This is a genomic window from Cupriavidus basilensis, from assembly GCF_000832305.1.
Classification (GTDB): domain Bacteria; phylum Pseudomonadota; class Gammaproteobacteria; order Burkholderiales; family Burkholderiaceae; genus Cupriavidus; species Cupriavidus basilensis_F.
This window is the reverse complement of the sequence record NZ_CP010536.1, coordinates 3,952,951-3,978,844: the sequence shown is the minus strand read 5'-3', so window position 1 is coordinate 3,978,844 and position 25,894 is coordinate 3,952,951. Positions and strand designations below refer to the sequence as shown.

Below are 25,894 nucleotides of genomic sequence, written 5' to 3'. Positions count from 1 at the left end.
TTACTGGAGTCATCATGTTGCATTTCCTGCGCCGCCGTCCCGCCCTGTGCGCCACCATCGTTGGCGGCATCGCGGCTGCCGGCTTCGCGCTGCACGCCATGGCGGCGGGCGAGCCCGGCACCGACCGCATCAAGGAATCGGTGCAAAAGATGCTGGGCGGGCGCGCTGAAGTGAAGAGCGTGGCCAAGACGCCCGTGCCCGGCTTGTTCGAGGTCAACATCGGTGGCCAGGTGGTCTACACCGATGCCACCGGCCGCTACATCATCAACGGCGAGATGGTGGACTCCAAGACCGGCACCAACCTGACCGAGGAACGGCTGGCCGATATCAACCGCATCAAGTGGTCGGACCTGCCGCTGGCGCGCGCGATCAAGTGGAGCAAGGGCGATGGCAGCCGCCAGGTGGCGGTGTTCTCCGACCCCAACTGCGGTTACTGCAAGCGCATCGAGCAGACGTTCCAGCAGATGGACAACATCACTGTCTACACCTTCCTGTACCCGGTGCTGTCGCCGGATTCGTCGGTAAAAGCCAAGCAGGTCTGGTGCTCGGCTGACCGCACCAAGGCCTGGCGCGACTGGATGCTGAGCCACGTGGCGCTGGCCGGCAACGGCAACTGCAAGACGCCGGTCGATGACAACCTGGCGCTCGGCCAGAGCCTGAACATCACCGGCACCCCGGCCGTATTCTTCATGGACGGCACCCGCATTCCCGGCGCAGCCGACGCCGCCACGCTCGAGCGCAAGCTCGCCAGCCTCAAGAAGTAAGCACGTTGCGCCGGCGGCTTTCCCGGCGCCGCCGTGCCGGAGCCGACCGGTCGCCATTGGTTGAAAATCAAGAACCCGAAGGAGACCCCATGACGTTCCAGGCATTGCTGCTGACCCAGGCCGACGGCGTGACCCACGCCGCCGTTACCGCGCTCGACGAATCCAGCCTGCCCGCCGAGGGCGACGTGCTGGTGGCCATCGACTACTCCACCATCAATTTCAAGGACGGGCTGGCCATTACCGGCCGCTCGCCGGTGGTGCGCAAGTGGCCGATGGTGGCGGGCATCGATGGTGCCGGCACGGTGCTGGAATCCACGCATGCACGCTGGAAGGCCGGCGACAAGGTTGTGCTCAATGGCTATGGCGTGGGCGAGACGCATTGGGGTTGCCTGGCGCAGCGCGCCCGCCTCAAGGGCGACTGGCTGGTGGCGCTGCCGCCTGCCTTCAACACCCGGCAGGCCATGGCCATCGGCACGGCCGGTTATACCGCCATGCTGTCGGTGCTGGCGCTGGAGCGCGCTGGCATCAAGCCGGGCGATGGCGAGGTGCTGGTGACCGGCGCCTCGGGCGGCGTGGGCTCGGTGGCCATCGCCATCCTGTCGAAGCTGGGTTATCGCGTGGTGGCCTCCACCGGCAAGACGGCCGAAGCGGATTTCCTCAAGGCGCTGGGCGCGGCCGAGGTGATCGACCGAGCGGAGCTGGGCAAGCCCAACAAGCCGATGCAGAAGGAGCGCTGGGCGGCGGTGGTGGATTCGGTGGGCTCGCACACGCTGGTCAATGCTTGCGCGCAGGTGCGCTACGGCGGCGCGGTCACCGCGTGCGGGCTGGCGCAGGGGCTGGATTTCCCGGCTTCGGTGGCACCCTTCATCTTGCGCGGCATCACGCTCTACGGCATCGATAGCGTGATGGCCCCGATGGCCTTGCGCGAGCAGGCCTGGCAGCGGCTGTCGCAGGACCTGGAGCCGGATCGCCTGCGCGCGATCACCCGCGAGATCGGCTTGTCGGAGGCGATCGAGGCCGGGCGCAAGATCGTCGACGGTGGCATGCGCGGCCGCGTGGTGGTGAACGTCAACGCCTGATCTGGCGCGTAGTCCGGCGCGTAGTCCGGGGCGGGCATGGCGCTACAATCACGCTCATGAAGCCGATCCATTACGCCATTGCCCCGCTTCAACCGGAAGCGCACCTGTTCGCCGTCACCGTCACGGTAGACGCCCCCCATCCCGCCGGCCAGCAGTTCTACCTGCCGGCGTGGATTCCCGGCAGCTACATGATCCGTGACTTCGCACGCAATATCGTGCGCATCCGCGCGCAGGCCGGCGGCAAGCCGGTGGCGCTGACCAAGCTGGACAAGCAGAGCTGGCAGGCGGCCCCGGTGGACGGGCCGCTTACGCTCAGCTATGAGGTCTACGCCTGGGACTTGTCGGTGCGCGCAGCGCACCTGGACGCCACGCACGGCTTCTTCAACGGCAGCTCGGTCTTCCTCTGCGCCGAAGGGCAGGCAGACCTGCCCTGCACGGTCGATATCCATGCGCCCGCCGGCGAGGCCTATGCCGGCTGGCGGGTCGCCACGGCCATGCGCGAGGCGCCCGGGCGCGGTGGCGCCAAGCGCTACGGCTTCGGCCGCTACCAGGTGGCCGACTACGACGAACTGGTCGATCACCCGGTTGAGATGGGCAACTTCACCATGGGCAGCTTCCGCGCCTGCGGCGCCCAGCACGACGTGGTGTTCACGGGCCGCGTGCCGCAGCTCGATCTCGAGCGCGTCTGCCGCGACCTGAAGCAGATCTGCGAAGCGCAGATCCGCCTGTTCGAGCCCGAGACCGAGGCTGCGCCATTCCTCGACAGCAACCACCGCTACGTGTTCATGACCATGGTCACGACGGACGGCTACGGCGGCCTGGAGCATCGCGCCAGCACCGCGCTGATGTGCGCGCGCGCCGACCTGCCGGCGCGCGGCAAGCAAGAAGCCACCGAGGGCTACCGCACCTTCCTCGGGTTGTGCAGCCACGAGTATTTCCATACCTGGAACGTCAAGCGCATCAAGCCCGCGGCGTTCGTGCCCTACCGGCTGCGCGAGGAAACCTACACGCCGCTGCTGTGGCTGTTCGAGGGTTTCACCAGCTATTACGATGACCTGATGCTGGTGCGCAGCGGGCGCATCACCGAGAAGCAGTACGTGGAGCTGCTGGCCAAGACCTGGAACGGCGTGCTGCGCGGCAACGGCCGCACCAAGCAGAGCGTGGCCGATAGCTCGTTCGATGCCTGGACCAAGTACTACCGCCAGGACGAAAACGCGCCCAACTCCATCGTCAGTTATTACACCAAGGGCTCGCTCGTTGCCCTGGCGCTGGATCTCACCATCCGCACCAAGACCCGCAACCGCCGCTCGCTCGACGACATCATGCGCGCGCTGTGGCGGCGCTACGGCAGCGGCTTCTATGCGCCAGGCGCGCAGCAGCGCGGCGTGACCGAGGCCGAGGTGCACGCCTTGTTCGATGAGGTCAGCGGCCTGCGCCTGGGCGCGCTGCTGCGCTCGCTCACCGAAGGCACCGGCGAGATGCAACTCGCTGCGCTCCTCAAGCCCTTCGGCATCAAGGCGGTGCCGACCAAGCCCGAGCGCAACGCCGCGCTCGGCATCAAGACCAAGACCGAGGATGGCTGGGTGCGCGTGACCCAGGTGCTCGACGGCGGCGCGGCCCAGGCGGCCGGGATCTCGGCGGGCGACCTGCTGGCCGCGGTGGACGGCCTGCGTGTCGCCCCTGGCCAGCTCGACAAGCTGCTGGCACGGTATCGCGACGGCGATAGCGCCGAGTGCCACGTGTTCCGCCGCGATGAGCTGCATGTGCTGCCACTGACCTTCGCGCGCGAGCCGGCGGCGCAGTACACCGTGACGGCCGAAGGCGGCCGCCAGGCCATGCGCGCGCGCTGGCTGGGCCTGTAGGCCGAATAGCCACCAACGCCCCGATCGCCGCCACATGCAATACGCGCACGACGCCCGCACCTTCGTTTATTCGCATTACGTGTATCGCGGGCTGCGCTCCGCGACCGGGGTGATCGGCGCCACGCTGATCGCCTTGCAGTTCGCGGATCTGCCCACCGCCATGGTGGTGTCGATGGGCGCGCTGTGCACCAGCCTGATGGATCTGCCCAGCCCGTTCAACCACAAGTTCAACGAGATGCTGGCCAGCGTGCTGTTGTGCACGGCGGTGACATTGCTGGTGGCCATGGCCACGCCGTTCCCGCGCGTGATGCCGCTGGTGCTGGTGCTGGTGACCTTCATGGCCGGCATGATGACGGCGTATGGCAACAAGACCTTGCCATTGCAGTTCTCGGCCTTGTTCGTCATGACGCTCACCATCAACGAGGACTTCGTGGTGCGGCGCGCGCTCGAGCATTCCTTGCTGTTCGGCATCGGCGCGGTGGCCTATATGGCGTATGCGATGGCGGTGAGCTGGGCTACGCAGCGGCGCACCAAGCAGCAGGTGCTGGCCGAGTCGCTGTACGAGATGGCCGGGTACCTCGAGATCAAGGCGGGTTTCTACGACGCTGGCAGCGACTACGAGGTGCTGTTCAACCAGCTGGTGCGCCAGCAGATCGTGGTGGCGGAGCGCCAGCAGGCCGCGCGCGACCTGGTGCTGCGCGGCAACCGCACTACGCATGACGGGCTGCTGGTGCAGGTCCACATGCGCATGCTGGACCTGTACGAGTACATCCTCTCCACCAATACCGATTACCCGCTGCTGCGCCAGACCTTTGGCAGCACGCCGGTACTCGATCACTTGCGCCGGCTGGTGCAGTTGATGTGCAAGGACGTGGAGGGCATCGCCTACGACATCACGCGCGGCCGGCCTTCCTACGCTTCGGTGGACTACCGGGAAGAGTTGCGCGCCGTCGCGCACGAGATCGCGCAATTGCGCTACCACCACATCAACCCGGCGGCGATGACGGCGGCGGCGGAAACGCTCGACATGATCAAGGGTGCCATCGTGCTGGTGGAGCAGCTGCACGAGGCATCGCGCACGCCGGTGGAGCCTAGCAAGGTGCTGCCCGGGCCGGACATGACACCGTTCCTGACGCGCCAGCGCTACGAGCTCAAGGTGCTGCGCGACAACCTGAACTGGAAGTCGCCGGCGTTCCGCTTTGCGCTGCGCATTACCATGGCGGTGGGCGCCGGGCTGTGGATTGCGGAGCACCTGCCGTATGTGTCGCACAGCTACTGGATCCTGCTGACCATCATCGTCATCCTGAAGCCCAATTTCAGCATGACCAAGCAGCGCTACAACGACCGCCTGATCGGCACGCTGATCGGCTGCGTGATTGCGGTGGGCGTGCTCAAGGTCGTGCACCAGCCGCTGATCCTGCTGGGCGTGCTGTTCCTGGCGCTGGTGGCCGGCACGGCGTTCTCCACGATCAAGTACCGCTACACGGCTGTTGCCGCCTGCGTGCAGGTGCTGATCCAGATCAACCTGCTGGTGCCGGGCAGCGCCACGGTCGCGGGCGAGCGGCTGATCGATACCGTGATCGGCGGCGTGATCGCCACGGTGTTCAGCTTTGTGCTGCCCAGCTGGGAATACCGCGCGCTGCCCGCGCTGGTGGAAAACGTGCTGCAGGCCAACCGCCGCTATATTGCCGCCACACGCGACCTGCTGCTGCGCGTGGCCAAGGACGACTTTGCCTACCGGGTGCAGCGCAAGCAGTTCATGGACAGCCTGTCCGCGCTGATCGGGTCGTTCCAGCGCATGCTCGACGAGCCTAAGAGCCGGCATCGCGCGGTGGACAACCTGAACCGTTTCATCGTGCAGAACTACCTGGTGGCGGCGCACGTGGCGGCGGCGCGCATCCAGGTGCGCGAGCACTACGGCGAGCTGGACCTGCCGGCCGCAGAAGCCGCCATCCGCCAGGCCACCGACGCCGCAGCCAATAGCCTGCAACTGGCCAGCGAAAGGCTGGCCGAGGATGATCGTGCCGGCGGGCGGGGCGCGGGTTTCATTCGCACGGTGAAGGACCCGGCCAAGGCGAAGGCGCCGGTGAAAGCCGCGGAGACGGCAGGGCTGGTGAACGATCGTGTTGGTGCCAACGTGGCGGTCGCCGTTGGTGTTGTCCATGGTGCTGCCGATGGTGCTGCCCATGGTGCCGGTGGCGCCGACGTTGCGGCGGTGTCCGATGCCCAGGCCGTGCGCGCCGCCGATGCTGCCATCGCCACGGAAGCGCTCACCGCGCAGCCCGCTGCCGAAGACGCCAGCGAGCGTCGCGCCCGCCTGGCCGATTCGGCCGACCGCCGCCGCGCCGATGTGCTGGTGCAGGCCGCGGCCTCGGGCGAGTTGAGCCGGGCTGCCAGCGAAGCCGGCAGCATCGTCAGCACGGCGAGCTCCACCGGACGCACCGCCAATGCCATCCTGGAGCGCCGCCTGCGCGCGCTGCGCGAGGACACCGCCAAGATCGCCCTGCGCACCGGCGCGATCGGCAGGGCCATGCGCGAGCGCTAGGAACCTGAGAGGCCGGGCCGCGCCAATCAGGCCTGCGTGCCCGCGCCCGGCGCCGGCTGCTCCTCGCGGGGCAGCGTCAGCATGCCGCTGTTGTAGCTGTATTCGTACACCTCGCCATAGCGGCCCCATTCGATGGCCAGCGTCAGCACGCGCTCGGCCTCGTCCGGCTTGAGGAACGCTTCGAGCTCGCGCAGCACATGCTCTTCGCGGATCTCGCCGTCCTCGGACTGCTCCAGTTCGCGGCGGATATGCGCGGCCAGTGCCACGTGCTGCAGCAACTGCTTGCCGAACAACACCTTGCGCTCGGGCGGCTCCGTCTCGTAGTACGCGCGGCCCAGGCCGGTGGCGCTGATGTCGCCTCGCTCGATGGTGGCCAGTTGCAGCAGGTGCAGCGCTTCGCAGGCCGGGAGCAGGTCATCGTCGGTGAGCCCGGCTTCCTCTGCCAGGTGCGGCAGGTCGGCCCTGCCGAAAAAGGGTGCTTCGCACAGCAGGTCGAGAATGGCCTCCATCTGGCTGATGTCGGCGTCCGGCAAGCGGTAGCCGATATCGCGCGCGGCTGCGAGCGCGGTGACGCGCGGACCCATCGCCGCGGGCGACGTCATCAGTGTGTAGACCTCGTCGATCAGCCCGCGCACCTGGGAAGAGTCGCGGTTGCGCGGGCGTGGGAACGGGATCTTCACCTCGGCGCGGATACGGCCCGGGTCGCTCGACAGGATCACGATGCGGTCGGCCATCATCACCGCCTCTTCGATATTGTGCGAGACGATCAGGATGCACTTGATATTGGTGCGGCCGTCTTCCCACAAGTCGAGCATTTCGTCGCGCAGGGTCTCGCCGGTCAGCACGTCGAGCGCGGAGAAGGCCTCGTCCATCAGCAGCAGGTCGGGTTCGGTCACCAGCGCACGGGCAATGCCCACGCGCTGGCGCATGCCGCCGGAGAGCTCGCGCGGCAGCGCGCTGTTGAAGCCCGACAGCCCGATCATGTCGATCGCCGCCTCGGCCCGGCGCGCGCGTTCTTCCTTGTGCACGCCCTGGGCTTCCAGCCCGAGCTCCACGTTTTGCTGCACGGTGAGCCAGGGAAACAGCGCGAACGACTGGAACACCATGGCGATGCCTTCGGCGGTGCCACGCAGCGGCTGGCCGCGAAAGCGCACCTCGCCGCGATCGGCGCCGACCAGTCCGGCCATGATGCGCAGCAGGGTGGACTTGCCCGAGCCGGACTTGCCCAGCATGGCGACGATCTCGCCTCGCTTGAGGGTCAGGTCCACGCCTTCGAGCACGGCGCGGTCCGAGCGGTCCGCGGTGCGGAAGATTTTCGAGACGCCGCGCAGCTCTACTACGGATTCGCTTGCGTCTGCGGTGGGGCTTGCCATGATGGAGTTCCGTTCAGATTCAGGGCTTCAAATGGGTGGCGTATTGGGTGCGTATGGCCGCATGGGGCGGCATAGGGCGGCTCAAAGACGCGTGCGTTCCTGCGCCAGCAGGTAGAGGCGGTTCCACAGCAGGCGGTTGAAGCCCACCACGAAGATCGCCATCACGCCGATGCCCAGCGCGATGCGGGGGAAGTCGCCCTTGGAGGTCATCTCCGCGATATAGCTGCCCAGCCCGGTGGCGACCAGCGTGCGGTCGCCCCAGGTGACGTATTCGGACACGATACTCGCATTCCACGAGCCGCCGGCGGCGGTCACCAGGCCGGTCAGCAGGCTGGGAAACACCGCAGGGACCAGAAAGCGCTTCCACAGCAGCCAGCCGCGCAGGCCAAAGTTGCGCGCGGCCAGCTTGAGTTCGGTGGGGATGCCGGACGCGCCGGCAATCACATTGAACAGGATGTACCACTGCGTGCCGAAAATCATCAGCGGGCTGAGCCAGATCTCCGGGTTCAGCCCGAAGCGCACGATCAGCATCACCACCAGCGGGAACATCAGGTTGGCCGGGAAGGCGGCCAGGAACTGCGCCACCGGCTGGGCGACGCGCGCCACCTTGGGGTTCAGGCCGATGCGGATGCCAATCGGTACCCAGATCACCGCGGCCAGCGCGATCAGCACGATCACCCGCACCATGGTCAGCGTGCCCAGCCACAGCACATGGCCCACTTCGGCCCAGCCCACCTCGGTGCGCACGAAGTGCATCACGCGATACAGCGCCAGCATGGCAATCACGATGATGATGACGTTGCCGGCGCGTTCGATCCACATGGCGCGCCGGCCATCGTTGGCCTTCGGCGCCACCGCCTTGCGCCCGGATCCCCAGGCCAGCGTGCGTTCGGCCAGCGCCGCCGTGCGGCCCAGCAGCACGCGTACCCATTCCGAGCGGCGCAGCAGGTTGAGCAGCCACGATTGCGGTTCGGTCTCCTGCGCCATGGTCTCGAAGCGGAAGCGGTCGGCCCAGGCAATCAACGGCCGGAACAGCAACTGGTCATAGAGGATGATGCCGATCAGCATGGCCAGGATGGCCCAGCCGATCGCCGCCAGGTTCTGCTGCTGGATCGCCAGCGAGATGTAGGAGCCGATACCCGGCAGGCGGATGTCGTTGCCAGACACCGAGATGGCTTCCGACGCCACCACGAAGAACCAGCCGCCGGACATCGACATCATCATGTTCCACAGCAGGCCCGGCATGGCGAAAGGCACTTCGAGGCGCCAGAACTTCTGCCACGGAGAGAGCCGGAACATGGCTGCCGCTTCCACCAGGTCGGTCGGGATGGTGCGGATCGACTGGTAGAGGCTGAACGCCATGTTCCAGGCCTGCGAGGTGAAGATGGCGAAGATGGCGGCGCATTCCACCCCGACCAGGCTCCCGGGGAACAGCGCGATGAAGCCGGTCACGGTGATCGACAGGAAGCCCAGCACCGGGATCGACTGCAGGATGTCCAGCGCCGGCACCATCACTTTCTCGGCGGTGCGGTTCTTGGAGGCGAGCGCCGCGAAGGCGAAGGAGAACAGCAGCGAGGCGCCCAGCGCAATCATCATGCGGATGCTGGTGCGCATGAGGTAGTAGGGCAGGTAGGCGATGTCCAGGTGCACATCCAGCGGCTCACCGGGCTGGTAGGGCACGTTCATCTGGCGGGCGGCAAAGGCCACCAGCACGATCACCGCCAGGATGATGGGCAGCAGCGCCAGGTCGAAGCGGTTCGGCGGCGCGGTCAGCAGCTGGCTGGCGTAGCCACGGGAAGTGACCGAGCTGGCCTGGTCGTGTTCGGCTTGCTGCATTATCTTGGCAGTGGAAACGTTGGCTGCGGTTGCCGTATGGGCCGTATGGGCCGGGTGGGGCCGGGCGGTCCGCGGGCCTGGATGGATCGGATCAGTGGTGCCAGCCAGCGCGTGGGCGCCTTGCGCTACGCTGGCTCAGGTCATGAACAGGGTTTTCGGGTTGTCGACAGGGCGCGCCTTGCGCGTCGTTGTGCTGCGGACGTTACCTGCATGGGCCTGCCCTTACTGGTAACGCTTTGCATGGCGGTCTAGTTTACCTGTTATGCGTGTCGTAACCGTTTCAACGGATGTTTCGGCGCTCGCGCGCGGCAAGGGGAAGCCAGATGGAAACATGGCACATCGTGGTCAAGGGGAGGGTGCAGGGCGTGGGCTACCGTGTGGCCTGCGCGGGGCAGGCCGGGGCGCTCGGCATCAACGGCTGGGTGCGCAACCGGCACGATGGCTCGGTCGAGGTCATGGCCTATGGGCCACCGGATCGGCTGGAGGCCTTTTGCAACTGGATGCGGCGCGGGCCGCCCGATGCGCAGGTCAACGCGCTGGTGGCGTTGCCCGGCGCGGGAGAGTTCGAGGACTTCGACTGCCTGCCGACCGCTTGAGGCGTGTCCGGCAGGCAGGCGGCTGCCCGGCGGCTCAGGTGGCGCGCCAGTCCACCGGCGCGGCGCCGTGCCGTTGCAGCCAATCGTTGGCCAGCCGGAAGTGCCCGCAGCCCAGGAAACCCCGGTGTGCCGACAACGGTGACGGATGCGGCGCTTCCAGCACGCAGTGCGTGCCGGCCAGCAAGGGCTTCTTGGCTTGCGCGTGGCTGCCCCACAACAGGAAGACCAGGTGCGGGCGCGCGGCGGACAAGGCCTGGATCAGGCAGTCGGTCACCGCTTCCCAGCCGCGCCTGGCGTGGCTGGCGGCCTGGCCTTGCTCCACCGTCAGCACGGTGTTGAGCAGCAGCACGCCCTGGCGCGCCCAGCCTTCGAGATTGCCGGAGGCTGGCACGGCGCCGCCTTCATACTCCGCGGCGATTTCCTTGAAGATGTTGCGCAGGCTGGGCGGCACGCGCACGCCGTCCGGCACCGAGAAGGCCAGGCCATGCGCCTGCGGAATCTCGCTGCCGTTGACCACGCCGGTGCCGTGATACGGGTCCTGGCCAAGGATGACCACCTTGACGGTCTCGGGCGGCGTCAGGTGCAAGGCGTGGAACACGTCATGCGGAAAGACCGGCTTGCCGCTGGCGCGCTCGCCGTCGACGAAGGCGGCCAGCTCCTGCCAGCCGGCGGTGTTCATGCAGGGGGCCAGCAATGCGCGCCAGGCCGCAGGCAGCGCGGCGGCTTGCTCCAGCAGGCTGGCGGCGGCCGGGGCAGGCGCGGTGGCGTTTTCGGTTTCGGCTGCGGCAACGGCCGGGGCCGCGAACAGGTCGGCCTGTGCGCTGTTGTGCTTGGTCATGCTGGAGGAGTACCTGGTTTTTTTGGAGGGGCGAGAGGGCGCAGGCGTGCCAGCTCAGGCGCGGCCGGCACCGGCGGCGAGCCGATAGCCGCGCGCGGCCTTGCTCTGGTCGGACGGCTTGAGGGGCGCAACGTGCTGCAGGCGCAGCGCCAGCGCACGCAGCGCGGCTTCGGCCTGTGCTTGCGTGGGAGCCTGGCCGGCGGCGCCAGGCAGCCACTCGAGCTCCAGTTCCTGGATCGTCTCTTGCTCGGCGCTTCCCGGCGCTGAAATCGTCCCGGCGTCGAGCGCGGCCTCGATGCGCACCCCGTCCTGCTCCACCAGCCAGGTGCGCCGCGCGAAATCGGTGCGGAATACCGGTGCCAGGGTTGCGGCCAGTGGCGCCAGCAGGGCGCGCGCCTCGGGCGGGAAGGCGTCCAGCTCGATGGCTTCGGCAGCCACCCTGGTTTCCCACTCGTGGCGGGCGGCCAGCCCGGCTTCGCTCTTGCCGGCCGTCTTCAGTGTCTGCAGCCATTGCTCGCCGCGGCGGCGCAGCCGCAGGGCGGCGCGTGCGCTGGCGAGGTCGCGCGCGGGCGTGTCAAGGTAGACGTTGAGCAGCGTATGCTCGCCGCGCGGCTGTCCCTGTGCATCCAGCCAGGCCGCCAGCGCCGGCATGGCACCGTCCGGCACCGCCAGCTTGAGTTCGATTTCCTGGGCCATTGTGATTGTGGTTTTATGTTTCCCGCTCAGGCGAACAGGCGAGCCAGCTCGACACCCGGGTCGGGCGCGCGCATGAAGGCCTCGCCCACCAGGAAGGCGTGCACATTGGCGTCACGCATGCGGTGCACGTCGTCCGGGCCGATGATGCCGGATTCGGTCACCACCAGGCGGTCGTCGGGAATGCGCGGCAGCAGGTCCAGCGTGTTGTCGAGCGATACCTCGAAGGTCCGCAGGTTGCGGTTGTTTACGCCCAGCAGCGGCGTTTTCAGGCGCAGCGCGGCGTCGAGCTCTTCGCCGCCGTGCACTTCCACCAGCACGTCCATGCCCAGCTCATGCGCGCAGGCTTCCAGTTCGGCCATCAGGCCCGGGTCCAGCGCGGACACGATCAGCAGGATGGCGTCGGCGCCCCAGCAGCGCGCTTCATAGACCTGGTACAGATCAATCATGAAGTCCTTGCGCAAGGCCGGCAACGGGCAGGCGCCGCGGGCGCGCTTGAGGAATTCGGCGTGGCCCTGGAAGAAGTTCACGTCCGTCAGGACGGAAAGGCAGGCCGCGCCATGCGTGGCGTAGCTCTCGGCAATGGCCTCCGGCACGAAGTTCGCGCGCAGCACGCCCTTGGAGGGCGAGGCTTTCTTCACCTCGGCGATCACCCCGGCGTTGCCGGCGGCGATCTTCTCGCGCAGCGCGCGTTCGAAGCCACGCGGCGCCAGGCCCGGCTCGGCGCGCAGGCTCTCGGCCTCGGCGCGCAGGCTGGGCAGGTCGCGCTTCTTGCGCGCCGCGTTCACTTCGTCGGCCTTCACGGCCAGGATTTTCTGCAGGATATCGGACATGCGGTAATTCTCTCGCGGGGCTGGATGGCTCTGGCTTACTTGAACTGCTGCGTGGCGCGCACGAACTGGTCGAGCTTCTCGCGCGCCGCGCCGCTGGCGATGGCCTCGCGCGCGCGCTGGATGCCGTCCTCGATCGAGCTGGCCACATTGGCCGCGTACAGCGCCGTGCCGGCGTTGAGCGTGACGATCTCGCGCGGGGTGCCAGGCACATCGGTGAGCGCTTCCAGCAGCATTTCCTTGGACTCGGTGGCATCGGCCACCTTCAAGCCGCGGTTCGAGATCATCTGCAGGCCGAAATCCTCGGGGTGGACTTCGTACTCGCGCACTTCGCCGTCCTTGAGTTCGCCCACCAGCGTGGCGGCGCCCAGCGAGACCTCATCCATGCCGTCCTTGCCGTAGACCACCAGCGCATGGCGCGCGCCCAGGCGCTGCATCACGCGTACCTGGATGCCGACCAGGTCGGGGTGGAACACGCCCATCAGGATATTGGGCGCGTCGGCCGGGTTGGTCAGCGGGCCCAGGATATTGAAGATGGTGCGCACGCCCATTTCCTTGCGGATCGGGGCGACGTTCTTCATGGCCGGGTGATGGGTAGGGGCGAACATGAAGCCGATGCCGGTCTGCTCGATGCATTGCCCGACCTGCTCTGGCGTCAGCATGATGTTCACGCCCAGCGCTTCCAGCACGTCGGCGCTGCCCGACTTGGAGCTCACGCCACGGTTGCCGTGCTTGGCAATGCGCGCGCCGGCAGCGGACGCCACGAACATCGACGCGGTGGAAATATTGAACGTGTGCGAGCCGTCGCCGCCGGTGCCGACGATGTCGACGAAGTTCTCGCGGTCCTTGACGGGCACCTTGTTGGCGAACTCGCGCATCACCTGCGCCGCCGCCGAGATCTCGCCGATGGTCTCCTTCTTGACCCGCAGGCCGGTCAGGATGGCCGCGGCCATCACCGGCGACATCTGGCCCTGCATGATCTGCCGCATCAGGTGCAGCATCTCGTCATGGAAGATCTCGCGGTGTTCGATGCAGCGGGTGAGGGCTTCCTGGGGCGTGATGGACATGGCGGTCTCGGTCTTTGCGTTGGTGTGGGCCGCGCCAGGGACCGGCGCGTTCGGCGTATCGAGCAGTCTCATCGGGGCGCCTTGACGAAGTTGGCCAGCAGCGCATGGCCATGCTCTGACAGGATGGACTCGGGGTGGAACTGCACCCCCTCGATGGCGAGCGTCTTGTGGCGCACGCCCATGATTTCGCCATCCGGTGTCCAGGCCGTCACTTCCAGGCAATCCGGCAAGGTCTCGCGCTCGATCGCCAGCGAATGATAGCGCGTCACGTCGAAGTGCTTGGGCAGGCCGGCGAACACGCCTTCCTGCGTGGTCTCGATGCGGCTGACCTTGCCGTGCATGACCTGCTTGGCGCGGATCACCTTGCCGCCGAAGGCTTCGCCGATGGCCTGGTGGCCCAGGCACACGCCCAGCATCGGGATGCGGCCGGCAAAGTGCTGCAGCACTGCCACGGAAATGCCGGCTTCACGCGGGCTGCACGGGCCGGGCGAGACGCAGATATGGTTGGGCTTGAGCGCCTCGATCTCTTCCAGCGTGATTTCGTCGTTGCGGTAGGTGCGCACGTCGGCGCCGAGTTCGCCGAAATATTGCACGATGTTGTAGGTAAACGAATCGTAGTTGTCGATCATCAGCAGCATGGCGGTTCCCCTGTTCCCTTTACCTTAGATATCCGAGTCCAGGCCGTCCTGGACCTGCTCGGCGGCGCGGATCACGGCACGCGCCTTGGCTTCGGTTTCCCTCCATTCGGCTTCGGGGTCCGAGTCCGCCACGATGCCGGCGGCGGCCTGCACATAGAGATTGCCGTCCTTGACGATGCCGGTACGGATCGCGATGGCCAGGTCCATCTCGCCGCCGAAGGACAGGTAGCCCACCGCGCCGCCGTAGATGCCGCGCTTGCGCGGCTCCAGTTCGTCGATGATCTCCATCGCGTGCACCTTGGGCGCGCCCGACAGCGTGCCGGCCGGGAAGGTGGCGCGCAGCACGTCGAGATTGCTCATGCCGGGCTTGAGCGTGCCTTCCACCGAGCTGACGATGTGCTGCACGTGGGAGTATTTCTCGATCACCATCTGGTCGGTGACCTTGACCGAGCCGATCTCGGCGATGCGGCCAATGTCGTTGCGCGCCAGGTCGATCAGCATCACGTGCTCGGCGATTTCCTTGGGATCGTTGAGCAGCTCGGTGGCCAGTTGCGCGTCCTTCTCCGGCGTGTTGCCGCGCGCACGGGTACCGGCCAGCGGGCGGATGGTGACGATGTGATCCTCGCGCTGGTCGCCGTTGCTGCCCACGCGGCGAGTTTCCTGGCGCACCAGGATCTCGGGCGAGGCCCCCACGATCTGGAAGTCGCCGAAGTTGTAGAAGTACATGTAAGGCGACGGGTTCAGCGAGCGCAGCGCGCGGTACAGGGTCAGCGGGGAGTCGCGGTACGGCTTGACCAGGCGCTGGCCGATCTGTACCTGCATCATGTCGCCAGCCATGATGTATTCCTTGGCCTTGTGCACGGCGGCGAGGTAGTCGGCCTTCTCGAATTCGCGGTAGACGTCGGTTTGCACCGAGGGGCTGGTGATGGGCACGTCCACCGGCTGGCGCAGCTTCATGCGCAGCTCGCGCAGGCGCTGGCGGGCGCGGGCGTAGGCTTCCGGCGTGGTCGGGTCGGCGTAGACGATCAGGTAAAGCTTGCCGGACAGGTTGTCGATCACGGCCAGCTCTTCGCACAGCAGCAGCTGGATGTCGGGCAGGTTCAGGTCGTCCGGCTTTTGCGTGTTGGCGAGCTTCTTCTCGATATAACGCACCGTGTCGTAGCCGAAGTAGCCGGCCAGGCCGCCGCAAAAGCGCGGCAGGCCGGGGCGCAGCGCCACCTTGAAGCGCTTCTCGAAGTCGGCGATGAAGTCGAGCGGGTTGCCTTCGTGGGTTTCCACCACGCGGCCATCGGTGACCACTTCGGTGCGCATGCCCGAGGCGCGCAGCAGCGTACGGGCGTGCAGGCCGATGAACGAGTAGCGTCCGAAGCGCTCGCCGCCCACCACGGATTCCAGCAAGAAGGTGTTGACCCCGCGCGTTTGCGATTGCGCCAGCTTCAGGTACAGCGACAGCGGCGTTTCCAGGTCGGCGAAGGCTTCGGTGATCAGGGGGATACGGTTGTAGCCCTGCTCGGCCAGCGATTTGAATTCCAGTTCGGTCATGTCGATCCTCTTGTGCAGCGGCGCCTGCCGTTTCAGTATGGCGCACGTCGCGATGTCGGCAACTTGGGGCTGGAAGGTCGTCAGACCCGCCCCGGAGAGACCATGGCGCGGACGAATGTCCACGCACGGCCGGGGTGGGCGTGCAGCGCGTTCGGATGACACCGGCACAAGGGCTGGATGTCGGGCGGCTGGAAAATCAGAGAAGGTCCGGCAACCTGCCGGTCTGGCCGGCCCCATCCTGGTGCGGATGCATCGCGGGGATGCGGGAAAGGGGCGGTCAGGAGACTCGCGAACGCACTTTACGCCTGTTGGGAGGCGCGCCAGCGACGCCAGGGCCAGGCCTGCCGATCACTGCCAGAAGAGATGCGTTTGCGGTTCAGAAACATGAAATCGTGTTCAGCGATTTATGGTTTGGATGTCGGGTGGTGCTTTGGGCTTCGGCGGCCTTGCGGCCGCCGGGGTCATGCCCGGTGTGCCGCCAACAGCTCGGCAACGCGAACAATGGAATCGACTATACCATCGGCGTCAACGCCTTGTACAGGATTGCCGTGGTTGTAGCCGTAGGGCACAAGCAGCACCCCCATGCCCGCCGCGCGGGCTGCCTGCGCATCGTTTTCCGAGTCGCCGATCGCGGCCATTTCGGCCGGCTCCAGGCGGAATGCCTCGGCTACCTTGAGCAGGGGCAGGGGATCCGGCTTGCGCAGGGCGAAGGCGTCGCCGCCATAGACCAGCTCGAAGAACCGGCCCAGGCCGGTCTTGGCCAGCAGCGGCTCGGTGAAGCCATGCGGCTTGTTGGTCACGCAGGCCATCCGAAGGCCAACTGCCTTCAGGGCCGCCAGGCCTTCGGCGACGCCGGGGTAGACCTGCGAGAACTGACCGTTGATGCGCAGGTATTCGCGGTCGTACAGCGCCAGCGCATCGGCAAACATGCCGTTGGCGTGGGCCGGCGGGAAGCGCGCATCCAGCACGCGCCGGATCAGGTTCTCCGAGCCCTTGCCGACGAAGCTGACGATCTCTTCCTTGCTCATCGGCGCGGTGTTGCCAAGCTGCGGATGCAGGTGGACCAGCGCCTTGAGCATGGCATTGACCGCCGCGTGGAAGTCGCCGGCAGTGTCCACCATGGTGCCGTCCAGGTCCACGATGACACCGCGGATGCCGCGCCAGTCGGTGCGCTTCATCTGCGCCGAGCTCATTGGCCTGCCTTGCCGACCTTGGCCAGCTCGCTGCGCATGGCCGACAGCACGCCCTTGTAGCCGCCGTCGGCGTCCGGCTTGCTGAACACGGCGGAACCGGCGACAAACGTGTCGGCCCCCGCCGCGGCGATCTCGGCGATGTTGTCGATCTTCACGCCACCGTCCACTTCCAGCAGGATGCGGCGTCCGGTGCGCTCGGCGTACGCGTCGATGCGCTTGCGGGCTGCGCGCAGCTTGTTGAGCGTCTCGGGAATGAAGGACTGGCCGCCGAAGCCGGGGTTGACCGACATCAGCAGGATCACGTCGATGCGGTCCATCACGTGGTCCAGGTGGTGCAGCGGCGTGGCCGGGTTGAACACCAGGCCGGCCTGGCAGCCGTGTTCGCGGATCAGCGCCAGGGAGCGGTCGATATGCTCGCTGGCTTCCGGGTGGAAGGTGATGATATTGGCGCCTGCCTTGGCGAAGTCCGGAATGATGCGGTCCACCGGGCGCACCATCAGGTGCACGTCGATCGGGGCGGTCACGTGGGGGCGGATCGCCTCGCACACCAGCGGGCCCACGGTCAGGTTCGGCACGTAATGGTTGTCCATCACGTCGAAATGGATCCAGTCGGCGCCGTCCGCGGTCACGCGCCGCACTTCCTCGCCCAGGCGGGCAAAGTCGGCGGACAGGATGGACGGGGCGATGCGGTAGGTGGGCGTGCTCATGGCGGGGCTCGAAAGGAGGGTGCTTCAAGGGGGAAGCCGGTATTTTACCCTCCCAGCGCGGGGCGCCGCTGCCACCGGACAGGCAGCTTGCGGCGGCTTAGCTTGCCGCCCCCGGAGCCATGCCGCACAATGCGGCTACCCTGATCCCGCCTCTTATGTGTCGACAATGAGCGAATACGCGTTTTCCGTGGCCGTACGTACCCAGTACCTGGCCGACCAGTCCGACCCTGAGCGCGGGCGCCATGCCTTCGCCTACACCATCACGATCCACAATACCGGCGAGGTGGCTGCGCAGCTGATCTCCCGGCACTGGGTCATCACCGATAGCGACAACGGCACCCAGGAAGTGGCTGGCCTTGGCGTGGTCGGGCACCAGCCCCTGCTCAAGCCGGGCGAGCATTTCGAGTACACCAGCTGGGCCACGATCTCGACCCCGGTGGGCTCGATGAAGGGAGAGTATTTCTGCGTGGCCGAGGATGGCCATCGCTTCGAGGTGCCGATTCCCGAGTTTGCGCTGGTCCTGCCGCGCATGTTGCACTGAGACGTTGTACTGAACGCGGCGGAACCTATTGGCCCGAAGCGCTGTCCTGATCCTGTTGGGTACGCGCCGTGCCTTGTCCCGCATTTCCTCCATGGCCCGCGCGCGACGGATGATCGTCCGGCGCGCGGCTGGGGCGCGGGTTCTTCTTGGCCGTGCCCATGGTCCAGACCACGATGAAGATCAGCAGGAAGAGCGCCAGTCCGGCCTCGAGGGCGAAGAGCAGCATGGGATGGGCTTCGAAGAACTTGCTCATGACAGGGCTACGTGGAGGCGACGGTGGGCATTGTAGGCCATCGGCAGATGCGTCCGGCCGCGATACGCTGAGTTTTCACCCAATCAAGATGGCATACCTGCATTCCCTTTTCCGACTTCCTTTTTCGTCTTCCCGCATCGCGTCGGGACGGGCAAGTCCCGCTGCCAGCGGCCGCCGGCTCGGCTGGCTCGGGCTTGCCGCCGCCGCCACGCTGCTGGCCGGCTGCATGAGCGGCCCGCCGCCCCGCATCGAAGGCCCGGGCACCCGGCCCGTGGCGCCGCCGACCGGTTCCACCCAGAAGGGCGTGCTGCAAGCCGCCAGCTGGGGCGAGATCGGCGGCTGGAGCCAGGACGACATGCGCGCCGCCTGGCCGGCGCTGCAGGCCAGTTGCCAGGCCCTGAAGAAGCGCGCCGAGTGGAACCGCGTCTGCGCGCTCGGCCTGATGGTCGATGCCGGCGACCTGGGCGCAATGCGCGCCTACTTCGAATCCAACTTCCAGCCCTTTCGCGTCGTCAACGGCGACGGCACCGATAGCGGGCTGATCACCGGCTACTACGAGCCGATCCTGCACGGCGCACGCACGCGCCAGGGACAGTACCAGGTCCCGCTGTATCGCAAGCCGCCCCAATGGGGCAACCGGGCGCTGCCGGCACGCGGCGAACTGCTGCAGAACCCGGCCCTGCGCGGCCAGGAACTGGTCTGGGTCGATGATCCCGTGGAAGCCGCGTTCCTGCAGATCCAGGGCTCCGGCCGGATCCGCCTGCAGGACGGCAGCGTCATGCGGGTGGGCTTCGGCGGCACCAACGACCAGCCGTTCCGCTCCTTCGGCAAGTGGTTGCTCGACCGCGGCGAGATCACGCCGGCGCAGGCCACCATGCAAGGCATCAAGGCCTGGGCGCGGGCCAACCCGGGGCGCGTGGATGAAATGCTCAATGTGAACCCGCGCTTCGTGTTCTTCCGCGAACTGCCGCCTAATAACGACGGCCCGGTCGGCGCGCTGGGCGTGCCGCTGACAGCCGAGCGCTCCATCGCGGTCGATCCCGCCACCATCCCGCTGGGCGTGCCGGTCTTCCTCTCGACCACGCGGCCGCTGTCGTCCGAGCCGATCCAGCGCTTGATGTTCGCGCAGGATACGGGCTCCGCCATCAAGGGCGGGGTGCGGGCCGACTTCTTCTGGGGGGCTGGCGATGCGGCAGGCGAGGCCGCCGGACGGATGAAGCAGGGCGGGCGCATGTGGGTGCTGATGCCGCGCAGCTAGGGCATGAAAGCAAGGGCCGGCCATTCCTTGGCCGGCCCTTGCTGCCTCTGCACGTTCAGCGCTTCAGCGCGGGCGCTGGTCGACGATGCGCCGCGCCTTGCCCACCGAGCGCTCCACGCCGCCGCTAGGCAGGATCTCGATGCCAACGGTGACGCCGATAAAGGCCTTGATGTCGTAGGTCAGCTGGGCACTGGCCTGATGCGTGGCCGCCGGGTCGACGCCATGTGCGCATTCCACGCGCACGGTCAGCACATCGAGATGGCCATCCTTGGTCAGCACGCATTGGTAGTGCGGCGCCAGTTCGGCGTGCTTGAGGATCAACTCCTCGATCTGCGAGGGGAACACGTTGACGCCCCGGATGATCATCATGTCGTCGGTGCGGCCAGTCACTTTCTCCATGCGGCGGAAGGCGCCGCGGGCGCTGCCGGGCAGCAGCCGCGTGAGATCCCGGGTCCTGTAACGGACGATCGGCAGGGCCTCCTTGGACAGCGACGTAAAAACCAGCTCGCCGAATTCGCCGTCGGGCAGCACCTCGCCGGTGAGGGGATCGATCACCTCCGGGTAGAAATGATCCTCCCAGATGGTCGGGCCATCCTTGGTCTGTGCGCACTCGCTGGCCACGCCCGGCCCCATGACTTCCGACAGCCCGTAAATATCCACAGCCGAGATGCCCATGCGCTTCTCGATGGCCAGGCGCATCTCGGGCGTCCACGGTTCCGCGCCGAAGATGCCGACCTTGAGGGAGCTGGCGGTCGGGTCGATGCCCTGGCGCTCGAACTCGTCGGCGATGGCCAGCATGTAGCTGGGCGTGACCATGATCACTTCCGGCTTGAAGTCCTGAATCAGCTGCACCTGCCGCTCGGTCTGGCCGCCACCGAACGGGATCGCGGTGAGCCCTGCCTTTTCCACGCCATAGTGCGCGCCGAGTCCGCCTGTAAAGAGCCCATAGCCGTAGCTGATATGCACCTTGTCGCCGCGCCGCGCGCCGGCCGCGCGGATCGAGCGCGCCACCACCGTGGCCCAGGTGTCGATGTCCTTCAAGGTGTAGCCCACCACCGTGGGCTTGCCGGTTGTGCCCGACGAGGCATGGATGCGCGCCACGCGGTCCTGCGGCACGGCGAACATCCCGAATGGGTAGCTATCGCGCAAGTCCTGCTTGGTGGTGAACGGAAAGCGGGCGAGGTCGGCCAGCGTGCGGATCTGGTTCGGGTGGACGCCGGCGGCATCGAACTTGCGGCGGTAGACCGGCGAGTTCTGATAGGCGTGGTTGAGCGACCATTGCAGGCGTTCCAGTTGCAACGCCTGCAATGCGTCGCGGCTGGCGGTCTCGATCGGCTCGAGCGGCAGATCTGTCAGGCGCGTCATGGTGTCTCCTGCGCGGGGCTTATGTTTGCTTGTATTTGTATGTGTCCGGGCCAGGCATCACTGCGCCGCGTCCGGCGGGGTGACCACATGCCCCTTGATCTGCGCGGACTTGCCGCGGAACATTGCCACCGGCTCGCCGGCGCGGTTGGTCACCCGGATATCGTAGATGCCATGCCGGCCCGACAGGACCTGCTCCGTGGCTTCTGCCGTCAGCACGTCGCCGCCTTGCACGGGTTTGAGGAACTCGATGCTGCAGCCTGCCGCCACCGTATTGATATTGTGGCTGTTGCAGGCGAAGGCAAAGGCCGAGTCGGCCAGCGTGAACATCAGGCCACCGTGGCAGATGCCGTGGCCGTTGAGGAACTCCCGGCGCACCGGCATGGACAAGCGCGCGTAGCCGGGCCGCACGGCCTCGACGCTGATGCCCAGCCAGCGGCTGCAGGTGTCGGCTTCGTACATGCTGGCGGCGGCGCTTTCCGCGAGGGCCTGGGGATTGTGGGTCAAGCTGGTCTCCTGTTGGGGCTGTTGGCTGCGCAGCGCTGCGGGCTGCGGTATTGGCGATCCTATCGCCCGGTGAAGCGCGGCGCGCGTTTTTCCAGGAAGGCGTTCACGCCCTCGGCATAGTCGGGCGACGCGCCCAGCTCACGTTGCAGGTCGCGTTCCAGGTCGAGCTGGGCATCGAGCCCCTGGCTCGCGCCGGCGTACATGGCTTGCTTGATGGCGGCCAGGGCGCGCGTCGGCTGGGCCGCCAGGTGCGTGGCCAGCGCCAGCGCCTGCTCGGGCAACAACGGATCGTCCATTGCCTCCCAGATCAGCCCCCACTTTTCGGCCTCGTCGGCGCTGAGCTTGTCGCCCGTCATGGCCAAGCCCATGGCGCGGGCCATGCCGATGCGCTTGGGCAGCAGCCAGGTGCCGCCAGAATCCGGCACCAGCCCGATCTTGACGAAGGCCTGGATGAAGCTGGCCGAGCGCGCCGCCAGCACCATGTCGCAAGCCAGCGCCAGGTTGGCTCCCGCGCCGGCCGCCGTGCCGTTGACGGCGGCAATCACCGGCAGCGGCAGCTTTTGCAGGCGCCGGATCAGCCGGTTGAACCACACATCGATCAACTCACCCAGGTCGGTCATGGCGCCGGGCGTGAAATCCAGGTCGGCCAGGTCCTGCCCCGCGCAGAAGCCGCGCCCGGCACCGGTCAGCAGCAGGGCGCGGGCGCCGCCGGCCTCCACATGGTCGAGTGCCTGCTGTAGCACGGCGTGCATTTCGCGGGTAAAGCTATTGAGCTTGTCGGGGCGATTCAGCGTGATGACCGCAACCTGGCCATGCCAGGCGAGCAGTATCGGGCCGGAAGTCAGGCTGGCTTGTGGGGGCGTGTCTGGCATCTTTCGTCTCCTGCCATGTCAGTGGAGGCTATGTCCGGCGGCACGCGGTCACTTATATATAAGAGGATCCGGATCGCCGTTTAAATTAACCGACCAGTCGGTCGGCAAATGGTAGCACTAATTTCCGCACGCGAGTATCGTCTCGCAGGGTAACGAATCGATCCACTTTCCGCTTTCCGACTTCCCATTCCAAGAGGAGAACACATGCCGTACGAGAACATTCTGGTCGAAACGCGCGGGCGCGTTGGCCTGGTGACGCTGAATCGCCCCAAGGCCCTGAACGCGCTTAACGACGCGCTGATGGATGAGTTGGGCGTGGCGCTGCTCGCCTTCGACGCCGATGAAGCCATCGGCAGCATCGTGATCACCGGCAGCGAACGCGCTTTTGCCGCAGGCGCCGATATCGGCATGATGGCCAAGTACTCCTATATGGATGTGTACAAGGGCGACTACATCACGCGCAACTGGGAAACGATCCGCCGCATCCGCAAGCCGGTGATCGCGGCTGTGGCCGGCTACGCGCTCGGCGGCGGTTGCGAACTGGCGATGATGTGCGACATCATCATTGCCGCCGATACCGCCCGCTTCGGCCAGCCCGAGGTCAAGCTGGGCACGATGCCCGGCGCCGGCGGCACCCAGCGCCTGCCCCGCGCGGTCTCCAAGGCCAAAGCCATGGACCTGTGCCTGACTTCGCGCATGATGGACGCGGCGGAAGCCGAACGCGCCGGCCTCGTGTCGCGCGTGGTTGCCGCCGACAAGCTGCTCGACGATGCGCTGGCCGCCGCCGAGACCATTGCCGGTTTCTCGTTGCCGGTGGTGATGATGATCAAGGAGTCGATCAACGCGGCTTACGAGACCAGCCTTTCCGAGGGTGTGCACCTGGAGCGCCGTTTGTTCCACTCCACCTTTGCGACGGAAGACCAGAAGGAAGGGATGGCCGCTTTTGTGGAGAAGAGGGCGCCCGATTTCAAGCATCGCTAAAACTTGATAGGTGAATACCCGAGCAGTTTCATCGGGTACTCACCTTTCGGTGCGGCGTAAGCGAGCTGCATTTTCTTTATAGATCAATGGGTTATTCCCGTGCCTTCGGCATGCATCGCATACTCATGTGACAAAACGATTGCCAAGGCCGAGGGGGTCCCCTATGATTCGCCCCCTCGCAACACGAAACGCCGCTGCAAAGCAGACGGGACAAGGGTTGCGGGGTTGGCGGGGTGGTTGGCGGCGCGAACGGCGCAGCGAGCTGAAGTAAAAAACCTGTTGACGAAACGACGATCACGCTTCATAATCTCGTTTCTCTGCTGCAGCAAACGCAGCGACGCGGTAAGCAAAGCGAACCGCGGCAAGTTCTTTAACAAACAAACAACCGATAAGTGTGGGCGCTTGATAGCGGATGCGGAAGACTTCGGTCTTTTAGCTTGCAAGTTATAAAGTGCTCGCACAGTAAAACATGTTGGTTATGTCTTCGGATGTAACCAGTCAGTTTTCTGAGAGTGAGCGACCGCTCGAAAGAGCGAGGTTCTTCGGAACCACACAGGTATTAAACTGAAGAGTTTGATCCTGGCTCAGATTGAACGCTGGCGGCATGCCTTACACATGCAAGTCGAACGGCAGCACGGGAGCAATCCTGGTGGCGAGTGGCGAACGGGTGAGTAATACATCGGAACGTGCCCTGTCGTGGGGGATAACTAGTCGAAAGATTAGCTAATACCGCATACGACCTGAGGGTGAAAGCGGGGGACCGTAAGGCCTCGCGCGATAGGAGCGGCCGATGTCTGATTAGCTAGTTGGTGGGGTAAAGGCCCACCAAGGCGACGATCAGTAGCTGGTCTGAGAGGACGATCAGCCACACTGGGACTGAGACACGGCCCAGACTCCTACGGGAGGCAGCAGTGGGGAATTTTGGACAATGGGGGCAACCCTGATCCAGCAATGCCGCGTGTGTGAAGAAGGCCTTCGGGTTGTAAAGCACTTTTGTCCGGAAAGAAATCCCTTGCTCTAATACAGCGGGGGGATGACGGTACCGGAAGAATAAGCACCGGCTAACTACGTGCCAGCAGCCGCGGTAATACGTAGGGTGCGAGCGTTAATCGGAATTACTGGGCGTAAAGCGTGCGCAGGCGGTTTTGTAAGACAGGCGTGAAATCCCCGAGCTCAACTTGGGAATGGCGCTTGTGACTGCAAGGCTAGAGTATGTCAGAGGGGGGTAGAATTCCACGTGTAGCAGTGAAATGCGTAGAGATGTGGAGGAATACCGATGGCGAAGGCAGCCCCCTGGGACGTCACTGACGCTCATGCACGAAAGCGTGGGGAGCAAACAGGATTAGATACCCTGGTAGTCCACGCCCTAAACGATGTCAACTAGTTGTTGGGGATTCATTTCTTCAGTAACGTAGCTAACGCGTGAAGTTGACCGCCTGGGGAGTACGGTCGCAAGATTAAAACTCAAAGGAATTGACGGGGACCCGCACAAGCGGTGGATGATGTGGATTAATTCGATGCAACGCGAAAAACCTTACCTACCCTTGACATGCCACTAACGAAGCAGAGATGCATTAGGTGCCCGAAAGGGAAAGTGGACACAGGTGCTGCATGGCTGTCGTCAGCTCGTGTCGTGAGATGTTGGGTTAAGTCCCGCAACGAGCGCAACCCTTGTCTTTAGTTGCTACGCAAGAGCACTCTAGAGAGACTGCCGGTGACAAACCGGAGGAAGGTGGGGATGACGTCAAGTCCTCATGGCCCTTATGGGTAGGGCTTCACACGTCATACAATGGTGCGTACAGAGGGTTGCCAACCCGCGAGGGGGAGCTAATCCCAGAAAACGCATCGTAGTCCGGATCGTAGTCTGCAACTCGACTACGTGAAGCTGGAATCGCTAGTAATCGCGGATCAGCATGCCGCGGTGAATACGTTCCCGGGTCTTGTACACACCGCCCGTCACACCATGGGAGTGGGTTTTGCCAGAAGTAGTTAGCCTAACCGCAAGGGGGGCGATTACCACGGCAGGGTTCATGACTGGGGTGAAGTCGTAACAAGGTAGCCGTATCGGAAGGTGCGGCTGGATCACCTCCTTTCAAGAGCGTGCATCTTAAGTCGAGCGTTCACACTTATCGGTTTGTTTGCTGTTACAGCCAAGGGTCTGTAGCTCAGGTGGTTAGAGCACCGTCTTGATAAGGCGGGGGTCGTAGGTTCAAGTCCTACCAGACCCACCAAGTTATAGACGGTGGTTCGATGTTGAGCTTCCGGCGTCAGTAGTATTTGGGGGATTAGCTCAGCTGGGAGAGCACCTGCTTTGCAAGCAGGGGGTCGTCGGTTCGATCCCGTCATCCTCCACCAATTACCTGGTACCTTGGATTGGTCGTCAAAGGCAAGCGCTTAGGATTGAGCGTTTGCCTTTGGCCTTGGCCAAGACGTTGCGAGACGAAGTTTCGCACGGCTGTTCTTTAACAATATGGGATGTAGTAAAGGTGTCGTGAGCGTTGATGAGACGCTGTAGTAAAACACGATACCGGGTTGTGATTGTATCAACCGAAATGTA

22 protein-coding genes, 2 tRNA genes and 1 rRNA gene are annotated in these 25,894 nt (G+C 65.5%); 11 read left to right on the top strand and 14 right to left on the bottom strand.

The annotated features are described in order from the left end of the window. The first annotated feature begins 14 nt into the window (after positions 1 to 14). From RR42_RS18355 to RR42_RS18340, 4 genes are all read left to right on the top strand, one after another. Positions 15 to 764, top strand: coding sequence for a DsbC family protein (locus RR42_RS18355; protein WP_043349967.1), 750 nt, complete (start codon positions 15 to 17; stop codon positions 762 to 764). An 89-nt stretch (positions 765 to 853) separates the two neighbouring features. Beyond that, on the top strand, positions 854 to 1,843 hold the full coding sequence (locus RR42_RS18350; RefSeq protein WP_043349963.1) for an MDR family oxidoreductase: 990 nt from the start codon (positions 854 to 856) through the stop codon (positions 1,841 to 1,843). Positions 1,844 to 1,899: 56 nt separating this feature from the next. Continuing rightward, the gene (locus RR42_RS18345; RefSeq protein WP_043349960.1) at positions 1,900 to 3,705 is read left to right on the top strand and encodes a M61 family metallopeptidase; all 1,806 of its coding nucleotides are present in this window, start codon (positions 1,900 to 1,902) and stop codon (positions 3,703 to 3,705) included. A 34-nt stretch (positions 3,706 to 3,739) separates the two neighbouring features. Further along, complete coding sequence (locus RR42_RS18340) at positions 3,740 to 6,250, top strand: FUSC family protein (protein WP_043349957.1); 2,511 nt, start codon at positions 3,740 to 3,742, stop codon at positions 6,248 to 6,250. A gap of 26 nt (positions 6,251 to 6,276) precedes the next feature. On the opposite strand, the gene RR42_RS18335 is transcribed toward RR42_RS18340, so the two are convergent. Further along, positions 6,277 to 7,623 carry a nitrate/sulfonate/bicarbonate ABC transporter ATP-binding protein gene (locus RR42_RS18335; RefSeq protein WP_043349951.1) on the bottom strand — a complete coding sequence of 449 codons (1,347 nt, stop codon included), beginning with the start codon at positions 7,621 to 7,623 and terminating at the stop codon, positions 6,277 to 6,279. Between the two features lie 81 nt (positions 7,624 to 7,704). Next, the gene (locus RR42_RS18330) at positions 7,705 to 9,459 is read right to left on the bottom strand and encodes an ABC transporter permease (protein WP_043349948.1); all 1,755 of its coding nucleotides are present in this window, start codon (positions 9,457 to 9,459) and stop codon (positions 7,705 to 7,707) included. Positions 9,460 to 9,782: 323 nt separating this feature from the next. On the opposite strand from RR42_RS18330, the gene RR42_RS18325 reads away from it, so the two are divergent. After that, positions 9,783 to 10,055: an acylphosphatase gene (locus RR42_RS18325; RefSeq protein ID WP_043349945.1), complete on the top strand. Its 273-nt coding sequence runs from the start codon at positions 9,783 to 9,785 to the stop codon at positions 10,053 to 10,055. A gap of 34 nt (positions 10,056 to 10,089) precedes the next feature. Here the strand turns inward: RR42_RS18325 and RR42_RS18320 are convergent, their stop codons facing one another. The 8 genes from RR42_RS18320 to rpe all read right to left on the bottom strand — a co-directional run bounded on the left by RR42_RS18320 (position 10,090) and on the right by rpe (position 17,563). Next, positions 10,090 to 10,893 carry a uracil-DNA glycosylase gene (locus RR42_RS18320; RefSeq protein WP_043349940.1) on the bottom strand — a complete coding sequence of 268 codons (804 nt, stop codon included), beginning with the start codon at positions 10,891 to 10,893 and terminating at the stop codon, positions 10,090 to 10,092. Positions 10,894 to 10,947: 54 nt separating this feature from the next. Continuing rightward, the gene (locus RR42_RS18315; RefSeq protein WP_043349937.1) at positions 10,948 to 11,589 is read right to left on the bottom strand and encodes a CYTH domain-containing protein; all 642 of its coding nucleotides are present in this window, start codon (positions 11,587 to 11,589) and stop codon (positions 10,948 to 10,950) included. A gap of 26 nt (positions 11,590 to 11,615) precedes the next feature. Next, complete coding sequence (gene trpC / locus RR42_RS18310) at positions 11,616 to 12,419, bottom strand: indole-3-glycerol phosphate synthase TrpC (RefSeq protein ID WP_043349935.1); 804 nt, start codon at positions 12,417 to 12,419, stop codon at positions 11,616 to 11,618. A gap of 35 nt (positions 12,420 to 12,454) precedes the next feature. Then, positions 12,455 to 13,483, bottom strand: coding sequence for an anthranilate phosphoribosyltransferase (gene trpD, locus RR42_RS18305; RefSeq protein ID WP_043352341.1), 1,029 nt, complete (start codon positions 13,481 to 13,483; stop codon positions 12,455 to 12,457). A gap of 68 nt (positions 13,484 to 13,551) precedes the next feature. Next, a complete protein-coding gene (locus tag RR42_RS18300) occupies positions 13,552 to 14,121 on the bottom strand; it encodes an aminodeoxychorismate/anthranilate synthase component II (RefSeq protein WP_043349933.1) in 570 nt (189 codons plus the stop codon). A gap of 24 nt (positions 14,122 to 14,145) precedes the next feature. After that, a complete protein-coding gene (gene trpE, locus RR42_RS18295) occupies positions 14,146 to 15,663 on the bottom strand; it encodes an anthranilate synthase component I (protein WP_043349930.1) in 1,518 nt (505 codons plus the stop codon). Between the two features lie 461 nt (positions 15,664 to 16,124). After that, positions 16,125 to 16,856 (bottom strand): phosphoglycolate phosphatase, encoded by a 732-nt coding sequence (gene gph, locus RR42_RS18290; protein ID WP_043349926.1) that lies wholly within the window; start codon positions 16,854 to 16,856, stop codon positions 16,125 to 16,127. Continuing rightward, positions 16,853 to 17,563 carry a ribulose-phosphate 3-epimerase gene (rpe, locus tag RR42_RS18285; protein WP_006162583.1) on the bottom strand — a complete coding sequence of 237 codons (711 nt, stop codon included), beginning with the start codon at positions 17,561 to 17,563 and terminating at the stop codon, positions 16,853 to 16,855. The genes gph and rpe overlap by 4 nt, the downstream gene beginning before the upstream one ends. A gap of 166 nt (positions 17,564 to 17,729) precedes the next feature. Here rpe and apaG point away from each other — a divergent pair, with 166 nt between their 5' ends. After that, positions 17,730 to 18,104 (top strand): Co2+/Mg2+ efflux protein ApaG, encoded by a 375-nt coding sequence (gene apaG / locus RR42_RS18280; RefSeq protein ID WP_006162582.1) that lies wholly within the window; start codon positions 17,730 to 17,732, stop codon positions 18,102 to 18,104. A gap of 25 nt (positions 18,105 to 18,129) precedes the next feature. Here apaG and RR42_RS18275 read toward each other — a convergent pair whose 3' ends face one another. Then, the gene (locus RR42_RS18275; protein ID WP_043349921.1) at positions 18,130 to 18,357 is read right to left on the bottom strand and encodes a hypothetical protein; all 228 of its coding nucleotides are present in this window, start codon (positions 18,355 to 18,357) and stop codon (positions 18,130 to 18,132) included. Positions 18,358 to 18,445: 88 nt separating this feature from the next. Here RR42_RS18275 and RR42_RS18270 point away from each other — a divergent pair, with 88 nt between their 5' ends. Then, complete coding sequence (locus tag RR42_RS18270; protein ID WP_043349918.1) at positions 18,446 to 19,615, top strand: murein transglycosylase A; 1,170 nt, start codon at positions 18,446 to 18,448, stop codon at positions 19,613 to 19,615. A 63-nt stretch (positions 19,616 to 19,678) separates the two neighbouring features. On the opposite strand, the gene paaK is transcribed toward RR42_RS18270, so the two are convergent. The 3 genes from paaK to paaG are packed head-to-tail and all read right to left on the bottom strand — an operon-like array spanning position 19,679 to position 22,356. After that, positions 19,679 to 20,980, bottom strand: coding sequence for a phenylacetate--CoA ligase PaaK (paaK, locus tag RR42_RS18265; RefSeq protein WP_043349915.1), 1,302 nt, complete (start codon positions 20,978 to 20,980; stop codon positions 19,679 to 19,681). 57 nt (positions 20,981 to 21,037) lie between these two features. Next, complete coding sequence (paaI, locus tag RR42_RS18260; protein ID WP_043349914.1) at positions 21,038 to 21,484, bottom strand: hydroxyphenylacetyl-CoA thioesterase PaaI; 447 nt, start codon at positions 21,482 to 21,484, stop codon at positions 21,038 to 21,040. Between the two features lie 59 nt (positions 21,485 to 21,543). After that, positions 21,544 to 22,356: a 2-(1,2-epoxy-1,2-dihydrophenyl)acetyl-CoA isomerase PaaG gene (paaG, locus tag RR42_RS18255; protein ID WP_236701933.1), complete on the bottom strand. Its 813-nt coding sequence runs from the start codon at positions 22,354 to 22,356 to the stop codon at positions 21,544 to 21,546. Between the two features lie 204 nt (positions 22,357 to 22,560). Here paaG and RR42_RS18250 point away from each other — a divergent pair, with 204 nt between their 5' ends. The 4 genes from RR42_RS18250 to RR42_RS18235 all read left to right on the top strand — a co-directional run bounded on the left by RR42_RS18250 (position 22,561) and on the right by RR42_RS18235 (position 25,692). Next, a complete protein-coding gene (locus tag RR42_RS18250) occupies positions 22,561 to 23,337 on the top strand; it encodes an enoyl-CoA hydratase (RefSeq protein WP_043349911.1) in 777 nt (258 codons plus the stop codon). A gap of 561 nt (positions 23,338 to 23,898) precedes the next feature. Continuing rightward, positions 23,899 to 25,430, top strand: a 16S ribosomal RNA gene (locus RR42_RS18245). Between the two features lie 61 nt (positions 25,431 to 25,491). Then, positions 25,492 to 25,568 (top strand) — tRNA-Ile (locus RR42_RS18240). 48 nt (positions 25,569 to 25,616) lie between these two features. After that, positions 25,617 to 25,692 (top strand) — tRNA-Ala (locus RR42_RS18235). Positions 25,693 to 25,894: the final 202 nt, after the last annotated feature.